Raw genomic sequence first — 14,397 nt, 5'->3', positions numbered from 1 at the left:
GCCATAGCCGTCACAGGCTGTTACGTACAGCTCCATCCCGAAGAGGCCTCATCTCTTCCCGGAGTGGTTGTGACCGCCGGCATAGACCGCAAGCTGCAGATAGCCGGATATCTCGACCGCTGGCTTGCCGAACGGCAGCCGACCGTCGACGTCAACAAAGCCTCGCTTATCAAGGACTTCGCCCCTTCATGCTCACGCGGCGACCGCACACGCTGGTTTCTGAAAGTGCAGGACGGATGCGACTACTGGTGCACATACTGCACCATCCCCAAGGCTCGCGGGCGAAGCCGCTCGGCCACCATAGAGCAGCTCGTCGGACAGGCCTCACAGGTGGCAGCCGACGGCGGACGCGAAATAGTGATCACAGGAGTCAACATCGGTGACTTCGGCAAACTCACCGGAGAACGCTTCATCGACCTGTGCCGCGCGCTCGACACCGTAGAGGGGATCGACCGCTACAGAATCTCCTCGATAGAGCCTGACCTGCTGACCGACGAGATCATCAATTTCGTTGCCTCGTCGCGCCGGTTCATGCCCCACTTTCATCTGCCGCTGCAATCGGGATCCGACCATGTGCTGCAGCTTATGCGCCGCCACTACGACACCTCACTGTTTGCATCGCGCATAGAAAAAATACTCCACACAATGCCCGACGCATTCATAGGCGTAGACCTGATCACCGGAGCGATGGGAGAAACACCTGCACACTTCGATGAATCGCTACGCTTCATAGAGAGGCTTCCGGTCAGCAGGCTCCATGTGTTCCCCTACTCCGAGCGTGCCGGCACACGCGCCCTTGAGATACGCCCGCGCGTAGAGCCTTCGGAGCGTCACGAACGGTGCCGCACGATGATAGCCGTTTCCGACCGAAAGCTGGCCGAATTTCAGCGCCGCTATGAAGGGACTACGCGCAAAGTGCTCGTGGAACACTCTGTCAGCGCCGACGGCCACATGTATGGATTTACCGACAATTATATAAAAGTAGAAATGCCCGCCGACCCCGGACTGTTCAACCGCATAGTCGATACACGTCTGACGGCCGGAGGCAAAGACTTCATGAAAGGAATTCCGGCAAAATGAACCGACACATCGAAAACGTTTTATACGCTCCTATGGGATGGATGCTCCACGGTCTGGCACTGCTGCCGCTGAGAGCACTCTACGCGCTATCCACAGGCATATATGCCCTGCTTTACCACATCGTCCGCTACCGGCGCAAAACAGTGGCCGACAATCTCGCCCGATGCTTTCCGCATCTTGGCAGTGACGAACGTTCGGCTATCGAACGCCGGTTTTACCGCAACCTCTCCGACTACTTCCTTGAGACCATCAAACTCCTGCATGTCAGCGATGAGGAGATGCGTCGACGCATAGTGTTCGAAAACATGGAGGTGCTCGATACGCTTTTTGACAGCGGAAAATCGGTCGTGGCCTACTTCTCCCATTGCTTCAACTGGGAGTGGGCACCGGCCATAACCCTCTGGAGTCGATACAAGGGTTGCAAAAACGTCAGATTCTGTCAGGTCTACCGTCCGCTTAAAAACGAGTGGGCCGACCGCTTCATGCTTCGGCTACGCTCGCGTTTCGGATCGGAGTCACTGCCAAAGCGCACCGTGCTGCGCGATCTGCTGCGGATGCGCAGCGAGGGTATCATGAGTGTCACCGGATTTATGAGCGACCAGAAACCGAGCCACGGCGACCCGACCCTGCCGCTGATGCTGCTCAACCGCCCAACTGCCATGATCACAGGCACCGAGACTCTCGCCCGCAAGCTCAAGACCGCCGTGATATATTTCGATCTTAGCCACACAAGCCGCGGACATTACCGTCTGACGCTCAAACATATCTCCGATGACGCTTCGGAAACGGCACCGATGGAGATCACACGGCGCTACGCCGACATGCTGCAGGAATCCATCGAACGTGATCCGGCCGACTGGCTATGGACCCACCGACGATGGAAGAATCCGGTAAAATTGCCCGCAAACGATGAACCACAAGCTGAATAACCACCCGACAGACTGCTCGTCGACAGCCGTCGTGATACTCAACTGGAACGGCAGCGCCCTTTTGAGGAGGTTCCTGCCCTCGGTCATATCACACACGATAGCCACAGGCGCACGCATAGTCGTGGCCGACAACGGATCGACCGACGATTCTCTCTCACTTCTCGAACGCGACTTCCCTGAGGTCGAAGTCATGGCTTTCGACCGCAACTATGGCTTCGCCGAAGGCTACAACCGCGCGATAGCGGCAATAGACACCACCTACGCCGTGCTTCTCAACTCCGATGCAGCCACTCCCGAGGGCTGGCTGCAGCCGCTTGTAGAGTTCATGGACAGCCACAGCAATGCCGGAGCATGCCAGCCCAAGATACTTTCGGCCGAAAATCCGTCGGTGTTTGAGTATGCCGGTGCGGCAGGGGGATATCTCGACCGCAACGGCTATCCGTATTGCAGAGGCCGTGTGTTCTCCACCATAGAAGCAGATCGCGGACAGTATGACGATACAGCCGAAGTGATGTGGGCATCGGGAGCCGCGCTCATGGTACGCCGAAAGGCATATCTCGACACCGGCGGCCTCGACAAGATATTCTTCGCCCATATGGAGGAGATCGATCTCTGCTGGCGCATGAGGCTTCGCGGCTGGAAAGTGTATGCCGTAGGAAATTCGAGTGTCCACCATCTCGGAGGTGGCAGTCTGCCGGCATCAGATCCGAAGAAGACATACCTCAACTTCCGCAACAACCTGCTGATGCTTCACCGCAATCTTCCCGACCGTGTTCGCCGCAAGCGTCTGATTGTCCGCCGGCTTCTCGACGCAGTGGCGTGGCTCCGATATGCCGCCACGATGCAATGGGCCGACGCGGCCGCCATCATACGCGCCCACCGCGACTACCGTAAGATGAAAGCCGGTCTGACTGACATAAACGGCTCCGGAGCCGACCTGCTGCGCTCTACGCCGGAAGCCAAGAAAAATGTGCTCGCCGCGTATTATCTGCGAGGCAAGCACACTTTCAGAAGCATCATTCAATCATAAATCGTGACATCTACCTGACGAAAGAATCGGCCGGAGCCACATCTGCCCCCGCGCTCTTGGCGTTCATCGCAGCCTGCTGGGCATCGAATTCTCCGAGAGTCTGGCGGAAAGTTTCGACTATATTCGACGGATTGATCGGCTGTCCGAGCGACCCGCTTTCGGCCGACATCTTTTCCCACAACGCACCGGCCTCGACCGGATCTTTCTTCATGGCCGCATCGTAGCAGTCGACCGCCCGGCGCATCGACTGTTCGGTAGCGGTCTGATTGCCCGTTGTCGCGCCCACGAAAGCCAGAGTGATATAACTCAACGTAAGATCTCCAAGAGTCTTTACCGAGCAATCGGGAAGCTTTTTGTAGAGCTTGTCGCATAGATTGGTCACCTTGTCGAAATCCTGATTGCTTATAGCATCGGTTATCTCCCGGCACTGCTTCTCCTGCTCCTGCGCGCATGACACTCCGAGAAACAACAGGCCTGTCACCGCCATGAATAACAGTATGCGTTTTATCATATACATAGATGAGATGTTTTTTTGACTGTCGGTAAAAAATAATCGTTTCAATCATATAACCGATTATAACGTCATTTTGTTTAATAAATCTAAAAAAACTGTCGCTGTACGATAAAGCGCAAACATCCCGCCAATACGCAGGATTATTCATTTCAGGAAATGAGATATAACTCAGGCTGTCGTGTCAAAAACAAATATCTATGACACAGCCTCCCCCCTTTTTTAACTATGTTTTCCTTTCACTGCAGAACGATAGTGAAACCTGACGGCTCCTCCATCTTTTTACCGTTGACCTTCAGCTCTCTTGTGACGTTATCGCCACCCTTGTTGCTGATTTTCAGGTCAAACTCATAAGTCAGACCGTTGCGCTCTGGAAATTGAAGCGAAAAGACATACAACACCCCGTCAGAAACGAATGGGTGCGTTTCTGACGGGGCATTGTATGTCAAACGGTCGTGTTGCCTGACCGTCCGGATTCAGTTGTTTTCGGGGCGGAGCGAGCGCACAGTCACCGCAGCCTGCCACATCTCGCTCTCACGAAGATCTTTCAGCTCCTTCTCAAGCTTCTCGCGATAGTCGGGCTTGGAATTGGAATCGATGGATATCTGCGCCTCGTTGCCGCACTTCACGCTCTCATACAGACGCTGCACTACGGGCTTCACGGCATCGTGGAACGGCCCCATCCAGTCGAGTGCGCCACGCTGTGCGGTTGTCGAGCAATTGGCATACATCCAGTCCATACCGTTTTTTGCAAAGAGAGGCATCAGGCTCTGGGTCAGTTCCTCTACGGTTTCATTGAATGCTTCGGAGGGGGTGTGTCCGTTCTCGCGGAGCACCTCGTACTGCGCCAGCAGCAGTCCCTGTATGGCTCCCATCAGCGAGCCGCGTTCGCCTGTCAGGTCGGAAGTAGCCTCGCGCTGGAAGGTTGTTTCGAAGAGATAGCCCGATCCGATGCCTATGCCGAGAGCGATTGTGCGCTCAAGGGCGTGGCCGGTGTAGTCATGATATATGGCATAGCTGGAGTTAAGTCCGCGACCCTCAAGAAACATCGTGCGGAGCGAAGTGCCCGAACCCTTGGGAGCCACCATTATCACATCGATGTCGGCCGGAGGCACGACGCCGGTGCGGTCGTTCCACGTGATGGCGAAGCCATGTGAGAAATACAATGCCTTGCCGGCTGTCAGATATTGCTTGATCTGCGGCCATACCGACATGACTGCGGCATCACTGAGCAGACACATGATGATAGTGCCCTTCTGGCAGGCCTCCTCTATGGAGAACAGTGTCTGTCCGGGAACCCATCCGTCGGCCACCGCCTTGTCGTAGGTCTTGCCCTGACGCTGTCCGACGATGACATTGAATCCATTGTCGCGGAGATTCATGCTTTGACCCGGCCCCTGCACGCCGTAGCCTATCACGGCTATCGTTTCGTCCTTGAGTATCTCGCGGGCCTTTTCAAGAGGATATTCCTCGCGGGTGACGACCGTTTCCTCTACGCCACCGAAATTTAATTTTGCCATATTATTCTCTTAAGTGATATTTTCAAAATTTGAACCACAAAGATATTACAATTTATCACAAAAACAATGTATTTTTGTTTTAATTTGAAATATCATCTACTTTTTTAATGTTTTCGTTAAAGTATGTTTCCACGTCATGTCACTGAACAGGCTGGAGTGTGTGACGCACACTGCAGAGCTGTGTGCCATCGGCAAGCGCCACAGATGTGACATAGTCCATTGCGTCATCGTCAACCGGTGCTGTGATCACCCTCGCTGCCTCGCCCCATCGTGCCTCATGACGGAACGCGATCTCAAAACGCCGTGTGTACGCCCGGTCATAAAGTTCCAGCGGGAGAGAGTCGACTGCAAGCTCCATATAACGGGTTGTGGTGACATGACGGTTGAAATCTATATCCGACGAACGGAAAATCACCTCATACACGTCGGCCATATCTGCCGGAGGTGACGGGATGCGCCTCTGCGGCTCTATCGGACAACGCCGGTCGCTCACCGTACTCTGCAGATGGGAGATGCCCGACAGATCTGCCGGACGGCGTGTGGCCACATTGATGGCCACCCACACAGTCCGCATATAGCCTATCGTGACGCCCGACGCACGGAGCTCGAAATTACGCTCGGAAAAGTGTCGGTTGAATCCTTCTATCCACGTGGTCAGGCTATAGTCCTCATTAATGCGCGGCATACGGTCCACCTCTATGGTCAGCCGGCTCAACACCCATGAATTTCCGTCCTCTATAAGCCGGGAATATCCGACTCCGAGAGCGTTGGCATGATCGGTAGCCACCTGTATCACGTCGGCCACGAGCGTGGACAGCGGCAATGTTCCCTGGGCCGATGCTCCGGCTGCCGTCATACGATAACCGACTGTCAGCTCCGTAGGCAGATTCTCTGCTGCGGTCATATCTCGTTGACGCGCAGACGGCGCTGCTCCTGTTCGACAAGAAAGCGGTCGACATGTTCTATGGGCGACTTAGTGATAGCCACCCGCCCCGACCGCACGAATTGCCTGATATCGTAACGCTTCAGCTCCTCAAAAAGAGCCTCGGTTTCGTCGCTGTGTCCGGTTTTTTCTATGATGGTGTTGTCGCGTGTGATCTCAAGGATGCGCGCTCCGTGGGAGCGAATGATCTCTTCGAGATGCTGCTCGTCGAGAAGCCTCGCGGTGGGCACCTTATAGAGAGCCACCTCCTGATACACGATATCATCGTCAGTATAGAGAAATGCGCGCAAAACGTCGATACGCTTTTCTATCTGCTTGACGATCTTGTCCATTGTCAGCCTGTCGCTGTAGCATGTGAATGTCACCTTGCTGACATCGGGTATCGAACAGCGGCTTGCGCTGATACTCTCCATATTTATACACCTGCGGGTGAGGATGATCGACAGCTGGTTCATCAGTCCCACGTGGTTTTCGGCAAAAACCGCCACGGTGAACAGCGTTTTTTCTTCCATAGTCATGAAAAGATTCTATCTTGCGGAAATTTTATTCTTCATCGGAAAACACCGTGTCCTCGTCGAGCAATATGTAGTCGACAGCCTCTCCCCCGGGAGTCATGGGGAACACCATGTCGCGCTCGTCGACTCTCACGTTGAGCATATATGCGCCGGGGTGCTCCATCATGCGGCGTATGGCGGGTTCCAGGTCCTCTCGACGCTCCACATTCTCGGCCTTGATGCCGTAGGCGCGCACTATGGCCACAAAATCAGGATTTACCATCGGAGTCTGCGAGAAGCGGTTGTCATAGAACATAGCCTGCCACTGGCGCACATTGCCGAGATAATCGTTATTTAGCACTATTATCTTCACCGCTGTGCCATACTGCATGATGGTACCCAGCTCCTGAATGGTCATCTGGAAGCCTCCGTCGCCGCAGAATATGCACACCGGACGCTCCGGAGCAGCCATCTTCGCGCCTATGGCAGCCGGCAGACCGAATCCCATCGTGCCAAGGCCGCCCGAGGTGATGATGCTGCGCGGCTTGCAGTAGTTGAAGTAGCGGGCCGAGAGCAGCTGGTTCTGACCGACATCAGTGACAAGCACAGCGTCGGGTCCCGCCACTTCGGAAACCTTGCGGGCCACCTCACCCATGCACATGGCTCCCTGCGCAGGCGCACCCACACCGAGAGCCGCACGCTCAACCATATCGTATTCCACGCGATCGCATCGGTCGAACGATGCGAGCCACTCATCATGCGTCTTTGAAGTTATCATCGGTATCAGCCCCTCGAGAGCATGCCGGGCGTCGCCGTGAACGGTGGCCGCAGCGGGGATATTCTTGTTGAACTCCGAAGCATCGATATCGATATGCACTATCCTTGCGCCGGTAGCATAGCGCTCGACATCGCCGGTCACACGGTCGTCAAACCTCATGCCCACGGCCACGATCACATCGGCCCGGTTGGTATTCCAGTTGGGCCCGACATTGCCGTGCATGCCCACCATACCTTTGTTAAGCCGATGGGCCGTGGGAATGGTTGACAAGCCGAGCAATGTAGTAGCCACAGGAATGTCGGCTTTTTCGGCCAACTCCTGCAATGCACGCTCCGCTCCCGATATCATCACTCCATGACCCGATATGATCATAGGCCGTTCGGCGGCGTTGATGATGTCAGCCGCGCGACGCAGGTCGGCATCGGGAATCTCGGGCATAGGCATATACGACCGTATGTAGCTGCACTTGCGGTAGGCCTGCTCGTCGAGCATGTCGGTCTGGGCATTTTTCGCTATGTCTATCACTACCGGCCCCGGACGTCCGGTGCTGGCTATATGGAACGCACGCGCCACTACCGCAGGGATATCCTCGGCGCGACGCACCTGTATGGCCCACTTGGTGATCGGCTGTGTGATGCCGACCACATCGGTTTCCTGAAAAGCGTCCGAACCGAGAAGCGACGCATAGACCTGTCCCGTGATGACAACCAGCGGCGTAGAGTCCATCATGGCGTCGCTGAGGCCGGTCATTACATTGGTGGCGGCCGGACCGGACGTTACGATAACCACACCCGGGCGTCCCGACACACGGGCATATCCCTGAGCGGCATGAATAGCTCCCTGTTCGTGCCTGACAAGCACGTGTGTCAGACTGTCGGTATAGTCATACAGCTTGTCGTAGACAGGGATTATAGCTCCTCCGGGATAACCGAACACACGGTCGACTCCCTCGGCTATGAGCGATTTGATGAGCGCTTCGGCTCCTGATATTTTCTTTTCCATTTTCAGTCGATATGTCTTACCCCTCCCTTGTCGGCCGAAGTCACTGCGGCGGCATATGCCTTGAGGGCTTTGGATATGTGGCGGTCACGGCCGCGAGGTGTGAATGCCTCTTTGCCGAAGCTTTCTTCCTTACTGCGACGTTCGGCAAGCTGTCCGTCGGTCAGTTCTACATTGATAGTACGAGCCGGAATATCGATGGTGATTATATCGCCGTCGCGCACCAGACCTATCGCTCCACCAGCCGCCGCTTCAGGCGATACGTGGCCTATGGACAGCCCCGATGTGCCGCCGGAGAAACGTCCGTCGGTGACAAGCGCACACTGTTTGCCCAGATGTTTGCTCTTTATATAGCTCGTGGGATAAAGCATTTCCTGCATTCCCGGACCACCCTTAGGCCCCTCGTAGACGATCACCACGACGTCGCCGGCCTTCACCTGGTCGCGCAGGATACCGTCGACGGCCTCCTCCTGCGAGCGGAACACCTTGGCCGGCCCGCTGAACCGGAATATGCTCTCATCTACTCCTGCGGTCTTGACCACGCATCCGTCAAGCGCTATATTGCCGCGCAACACGGCCAGTCCCCCATCCTTCACGTAAGCATGATCAAGGTCGCGTATGCAACCATTCTTGCGGTCGGTATCGAGATCGGAGTAATATGTCATCTGCGAGCCGAGTTCGGTTGTGCGTCTGCGTGCCGGAGCACTGCGCCACAGCTCGTCGGCGCGATCGGCATAACGACGGCCGCCTATGGCCCACAGATCGATTGCCTCACCGAGAGTCAGCCCGTCGACACGCTTCACAGAGGTGTCGATCAGACCGCCCGACGCAAGTTCGCGCATGATCGACAGAATGCCTCCGGCGCGGTTGACATCCTCTATGTGGTAATGCGAGTTGGGCGCCACCTTGCACAAAACCGGCGTGCGGCGCGACAATGCGTCGATATCGGCTATATTGAAATCGGCTCCGGCCTCATTCGCTATAGCCAGCAGATGGAGCACAGTATTGGTGGATCCGCCCATAGCGATGTCGAGCGTCATGGCATTGAGCATAGCCTGGCGTGTAGCGATATTGCGGGGCAATACCGATTCGTCTCCGTCGCGATAGTAACGGTAGGTATTTTCCACAATCTGCCGGGCGGCATCCTTGAAAAGCTGTCGGCGGTTGATATGGGTTGCAAGCACCGTGCCGTTGCCGGGCAGAGCAAGACCGATAGCCTCGTTGAGCGAATTCATCGAATTGGCCGTAAACATACCCGAGCAACTTCCGCAGGTAGGACATCCGTTACGCTCAAGCTCGGCCACGGCCTCGTCGCTTACGGTCATATCGGCCGAATCGATCATTATGTCGATCAGATCCACAGCTTTGCCTCCGGCCTCTCCAGCCTCCATCGGACCGCCGCTGACAAACACCGCCGGAATATTAAGCCGCATGGCCGCCATCAGCATTCCGGGAGTCACTTTGTCGCAATTGGATATGCACACCATCGCATCGGCCTTGTGGGCATTGACCATATATTCCACCGAATCGGCTATCAGATCGCGCGACGGCAATGAGTACAGCATTCCGTCATGTCCCATGGCTATGCCGTCATCTATGGCAATGGTATTGAATTCGGCTGCAAAGCATCCGAGCCTTTCGATCTCCTGCTTCACAGTCTGGCCTATTTCATGAAGATGGGTGTGCCCGGGCACAAACTGTGTGAACGAATTGACCACAGCTATCACCGGACGACCTATCATCTCCTCTTTCATGCCGTTGGCACGCCACAACGCCCGTGCGCCGGCCATACGTCGACCCGACGTGCTGGCATCGCTGCGCAGCCTGTGGCTGAAGTTATGATGTTCCATTTTGCAGATTGTGTCTATGTGTGATATACGCTTGTCGCGCTTCAGATAAAATCCTTTACTGGTATCTTTCGCAAAGATAACCTAAATTAGGCTCTATGTCCAAACAAATGCACATTTTTCTTCATTTTATGCACATTATGCACCACTTATGCGTCCATTACGTATCATTATGCATCATTATAAACCACTACCCCACCCCTGACGCTTCACTGACACAGCATCAACACCATCGTCGGCAGCGTGTGAAGTCCAGTGAGCCTTTCCTATTTGGAGGTTAGCATATTTATCTCTACTTTTGTCATTGTCATCAACATGTGCAGTAAGTATTTATCATCACGGCAACGCAGTCAAACTCGCTGCCACGCATAGCAGACTACTGTGAACCAACGTCACATCACATTTCAAAATCCAATAACATCAACTCAACAACAACCTGCCTGAATGCCGGTTGAAAACAGGCCAACCAATAATTGTCAGATGATCAGAATAAAGCCAAAAATCACATCGGATGAAGCCACTGAAGCCAAACTGCTCAAACAGCTCAAAGATGGCAGTTATGAGGCTTTCGCTACAGTCTATCGGCGGTATAGCCCCAGAGTATATCGGACCGTATCCTACTTATTAGGCAACGAAGATATGGCGGAGGATATAGTCCAGGATCTATTTCTGACTATATGGGAACGCCGCGAAAACATTGACCCCGACAAAAATTTCGAAGGATATGTAGCTGTTATAGCACGCAATCTCGCTTACCGCTACGTAATGACACGGTGTAAGATGATCTACAACATCGATATAGCCGCCGACAAGCTTGCCGACGATTCGGCTAATGATTCAGCAGAGGCTACATCGCTCAACAATTATATCATGAAAATACTGAACTCACAGCCCCAGATGCGACGCAAAGTGTTCATGATGAGCCGATTCGACAATCTGACATACGCTGAAATAGCCAACCGTCTGAATATCAGCGAACGCACTGTAGAGGCACACATCTATGCTATGGTGCGGGAACTAAAAAAAATGCTCGGATATGTACCTGCTACGGTTATGTCGTTGCTATATTTGAGTGTTAAATTGTATTAAACGCGCTATAAGTACTAAGTACCCTCCCCCACTTTTTGACTAATAATAACAAACGGTCGCCACAAGGCGGCGCAATCATCAATATGCATCATGAACATCAGCCTGCTTCATCACTTGATTGACAACACCCTGACTCCTGAAGAACGCAAGGAGCTAATGGAGTATGTGCGTCGAAACACTACCCGCGAAGAGTTTTTCAGGCTATTCGATGAAGTATGGGTCGCTGAAAAAAACGCATCGATACCTCGCGAACTTCAAGACCGTATGTATGCCCGTATCATGGAGCAGATCAATCCCGGAGCCGATGGACAGCATTCCGGACCGGATCGAATCCAATTCTACAAGCACGCAGTCACCGGAAAGATAAAGAGGGTGATTTTCAGCGCGGCAGCCGCCTGCGTGGCGGCAGCGCTCTGCATTCTCGCCACACATCTTTTCATCCGCCACACATATCAACCTGCGACTTTTGCCGTCACCGCCGAACTCGGACAAAGAGCCAGCGTAACACTCCCCGACGGCACTCTCGTATGGCTCAATTCAGGCTCATGCATAAGTTATGACTCCGACTACGGTCACAAAATCCGCTACATCTCACTCAACGGCGAAGCAAGTTTCGACGTCGCCAAGGATTCCGAACATCCCTTTATAGTGGAAGCTCGCGGCATCACTACAGAGGCTCTCGGAACCAGGTTCAACATATCGGCCTACGACACCGACAACTTCCTCACCACCTCGCTTTACAAAGGATCGGTGAGAGTAAACTACAGCAACGCCTCGACTATTCTACAGCCTCACCAACAAGTCACCATCGACTTACGCAACATGAAAGCGACTGTGACATCAGATGACATGGAACTGAGCGAAGCCCCCTGGCGAAACGACGAACTAACCTTCGACGGGCAGTCGCTTGACGAGATTGCCATCATACTCAGTCGTGTTTACAATACCAAAATAAAGATCGATGATCCGTCGCTTGGGAAGGAATGCTTTGCGGGCACGATCCACAACACCAACATCCGCAACTTCATAGACATACTCAATCTAACGACACCGATCGACTATTATTTCAAAGGTGATACAATCCATCTGCGCAGACGCTAACCTGTAAAAACAAATCAGCGATACAACAACATTATAAACCAATCCAAATACGCTATGCCTATGACATAAGAGCCTCCGAACCATAAAAATCAGAGAGTGTCCGTCTACATATAGACCGACACTCTCACTAAAAACCACAATCATTCGCCTTTATAATACCTGACATCTGTTTGCAGACAGACCAGGCCACGAATCAATTGTATTCGCAAAGTTATAAAGGATTATTTGTCATCACTTAAAAAACTTGCACATTTTTTTACCATGAAGCAGTTTATGAAAAAAATGATGTCACTTTCGCTGCTTATCGCGGCGTCGGTATCATCAGCATCTGCACAAATCTCGCTCCACATGAGCGATCGGCCTGTAGCTGAGGTCATAAAGCAGATCGAAAAATCGACTTCATACCGTTTTTTCTACAACAGCAATCTCGACGGGATGCGCAAAAATGTCAATGTGTCGGCCGAAAACCAGAACATTGACGAGATAATGAATCAGATTTGCCGTCAGGCCGACTTGTCATACGTCATCAAGGACGGGAAACAAATAGTACTGACAGCCAAAGAGAAACAGTCTGAACCCATACAGAACAAAAAAGTCATAAAAGGCACCGTGCTTGATCCCTACGGCGATCCTGTAGTCGGCGCGACGGTGCGCGTCAAAGGGACCAACCTCGCAGCGATCACCGACATCAACGGCAACTACTCCATACAAGCTCCTGACGGCTCTACAATCGAAGTGACATGCATAGGCTATGTCACCGGCAAAGGCAAAGCCTCAGGCGACAAGCCGCTCAATTTCAACATGGAGGAAGATGACAATTATCTCAACGAGGTAGTCGTTGTCGGCTACGGCTCACAGAAAAAAGTCAACCTGACCGGATCGGTGGAAAATATTTCAGCCAAAGCCATCGAGAACCGCCCCATACGCAGCGTGACAGACGCTATCCAGGGGCAGATGGCAGGCGTCACCGTACAGTCAGGCACCGGTCAGCCGGGACAGTTTTCTTCTATAAAAATCCGAGGCAACACATCGGTCAACTCCGGAGGCGCCCTTGTGATCATCGACGGTCTACCGGGCGACATAAATCTTGTCAATCCTCAGGACATAGAGTCAGTGTCAGTGCTCAAAGATGCGGCTTCGGCAGCTATTTACGGCGCACGGGCAGCCGAAGGCGTGATATTGATCACCACACGTCAGGGCACCGACTCCAAAGTCAAAGTCGAGTACACCGATAACTTCTCCTTCAATAAACCCACACGCATTGTCAAGAGCAACAACAGCTATGACCACGCGATAATGCAGAATCTTGCATATACCAATGCCGGATTGGCTCCGAACTTCTCCGAAAAGGCTCTTGAGGCGATACTCGATCCATCGGTCACAGCATTGCCCAACGGCAACGACTGGATCTACACCGCCGACACTGACTGGATCAGCATGATGTTTGATCACAGTTTTCAGCAGACCCACAATCTGGCAGTCTCCAAAGCATCCGAATCACTTCGCTACCGTTTTTCGGCCGGATGGCTCGACCAGGACGGCATGTTCAGCGAGTATGGACCTGACAACTACGACCGCTATACACTGAGATCAAACGTCAATGCCGATCTCGTCAAAAACAAACTGAATTTCGACAGCAAAATGACATATACCGGCACAACCTCAAAGACTGCCGCGCAGTTCAGCAGCTGGACGATACCCTACATCACCATGATACAGGCGGGACCCAATATGCCTGTATATGATCCCAACGGCAACTATGCCCGTTACCGCATGCAGGCCAACCCGATTCAGGCACTCAAAGAAAGTCACTATGTTTGCATCAGATTAGCTGACGGGGCGCTCAACGGGGGCTGTCTGCCCCCTTGCCGCTAAGGCTTTCCCCCGAGAGGAGTGAGGAGAAAAGATAGACGTAAGGGCAATTGCATGTAAATTTGTAAAAGCAAAATACATTAACAGCAAAACCGATACGTCTATGGTACAAAGTAACAAAAAAGATTTCAGCGGACAAAATATCTCTATTGGTATTGACGTCCATCTGAGAACATGGAATGTCACGGTGCTCACCCCCTCTGG

At 53.2% G+C, this 14,397-nt stretch carries 13 protein-coding genes; 6 read left to right on the top strand and 7 right to left on the bottom strand.

Annotated elements, in window-relative coordinates; translation table 11 throughout:
* The 3 genes from C5O24_RS05615 to C5O24_RS05605 form a co-directional block, all read left to right on the top strand.
* On the top strand, positions 1 to 1,080 hold a 1,080-nt coding region (locus C5O24_RS05615; protein ID WP_107681562.1), incomplete at its 5' end, for a MiaB/RimO family radical SAM methylthiotransferase.
* The gene (locus tag C5O24_RS05610) at positions 1,077 to 2,009 is read left to right on the top strand and encodes a lysophospholipid acyltransferase family protein (RefSeq protein WP_107035696.1); all 933 of its coding nucleotides are present in this window, start codon (positions 1,077 to 1,079) and stop codon (positions 2,007 to 2,009) included. The genes C5O24_RS05615 and C5O24_RS05610, both read left to right, overlap by 4 nt.
* Positions 1,990 to 3,039, top strand: a complete 1,050-nt coding sequence (locus C5O24_RS05605; protein ID WP_107035697.1) for a glycosyltransferase family 2 protein — start codon at positions 1,990 to 1,992, stop codon at positions 3,037 to 3,039. The genes C5O24_RS05610 and C5O24_RS05605 overlap by 20 nt, the downstream gene beginning before the upstream one ends.
* Positions 3,040 to 3,049: 10 nt before the next feature.
* Here the strand turns inward: C5O24_RS05605 and C5O24_RS05600 are convergent, their stop codons facing one another.
* From C5O24_RS05600 to ilvD, 7 genes are all read right to left on the bottom strand, one after another.
* Positions 3,050 to 3,556 carry a hypothetical protein gene (locus C5O24_RS05600; RefSeq protein WP_107035698.1) on the bottom strand — a complete coding sequence of 169 codons (507 nt, stop codon included), beginning with the start codon at positions 3,554 to 3,556 and terminating at the stop codon, positions 3,050 to 3,052.
* A gap of 233 nt (positions 3,557 to 3,789) precedes the next feature.
* Positions 3,790 to 3,999 (bottom strand): hypothetical protein, encoded by a 210-nt coding sequence (locus C5O24_RS13780; protein WP_128702360.1) that lies wholly within the window; start codon positions 3,997 to 3,999, stop codon positions 3,790 to 3,792.
* Between the two features lie 27 nt (positions 4,000 to 4,026).
* The gene (gene ilvC, locus C5O24_RS05595) at positions 4,027 to 5,070 is read right to left on the bottom strand and encodes a ketol-acid reductoisomerase (RefSeq protein ID WP_107681561.1); all 1,044 of its coding nucleotides are present in this window, start codon (positions 5,068 to 5,070) and stop codon (positions 4,027 to 4,029) included.
* Positions 5,071 to 5,209: 139 nt separating this feature from the next.
* On the bottom strand, positions 5,210 to 5,974 hold the full coding sequence (locus C5O24_RS05590) for an acyl-[acyl-carrier-protein] thioesterase (protein WP_107681560.1): 765 nt from the start codon (positions 5,972 to 5,974) through the stop codon (positions 5,210 to 5,212).
* A complete protein-coding gene (ilvN, locus tag C5O24_RS05585) occupies positions 5,971 to 6,525 on the bottom strand; it encodes an acetolactate synthase small subunit (protein ID WP_107035701.1) in 555 nt (184 codons plus the stop codon). The genes C5O24_RS05590 and ilvN overlap by 4 nt, the downstream gene beginning before the upstream one ends.
* Before the next feature lie 31 nt (positions 6,526 to 6,556).
* Positions 6,557 to 8,287: a biosynthetic-type acetolactate synthase large subunit gene (gene ilvB, locus C5O24_RS05580; protein WP_107035702.1), complete on the bottom strand. Its 1,731-nt coding sequence runs from the start codon at positions 8,285 to 8,287 to the stop codon at positions 6,557 to 6,559.
* 2 nt (positions 8,288 to 8,289) lie between these two features.
* Positions 8,290 to 10,134 (bottom strand): dihydroxy-acid dehydratase, encoded by a 1,845-nt coding sequence (gene ilvD, locus C5O24_RS05575; protein WP_107035703.1) that lies wholly within the window; start codon positions 10,132 to 10,134, stop codon positions 8,290 to 8,292.
* A gap of 477 nt (positions 10,135 to 10,611) precedes the next feature.
* Between ilvD and C5O24_RS05570 the strand changes: the two genes are divergently transcribed.
* The 3 genes from C5O24_RS05570 to C5O24_RS05560 all read left to right on the top strand — a co-directional run bounded on the left by C5O24_RS05570 (position 10,612) and on the right by C5O24_RS05560 (position 14,196).
* Positions 10,612 to 11,220, top strand: coding sequence for an RNA polymerase sigma factor (locus C5O24_RS05570; protein ID WP_107035704.1), 609 nt, complete (start codon positions 10,612 to 10,614; stop codon positions 11,218 to 11,220).
* Between the two features lie 90 nt (positions 11,221 to 11,310).
* Positions 11,311 to 12,321, top strand: a complete 1,011-nt coding sequence (locus C5O24_RS05565) for a FecR family protein (protein WP_107035705.1) — start codon at positions 11,311 to 11,313, stop codon at positions 12,319 to 12,321.
* Positions 12,322 to 12,594: 273 nt separating this feature from the next.
* On the top strand, positions 12,595 to 14,196 hold the full coding sequence (locus C5O24_RS05560) for a SusC/RagA family TonB-linked outer membrane protein (protein WP_205961068.1): 1,602 nt from the start codon (positions 12,595 to 12,597) through the stop codon (positions 14,194 to 14,196).
* Positions 14,197 to 14,397 lie beyond the last annotated feature (201 nt).

Origin of the sequence: Paramuribaculum intestinale, from assembly GCF_003024925.1 — a bacterium.
Classification (GTDB): domain Bacteria; phylum Bacteroidota; class Bacteroidia; order Bacteroidales; family Muribaculaceae; genus Paramuribaculum; species Paramuribaculum intestinale.
The sequence above is the reverse complement of the archived record's forward strand: the minus strand, read 5'-3'. Positions and strand labels throughout refer to the sequence as shown.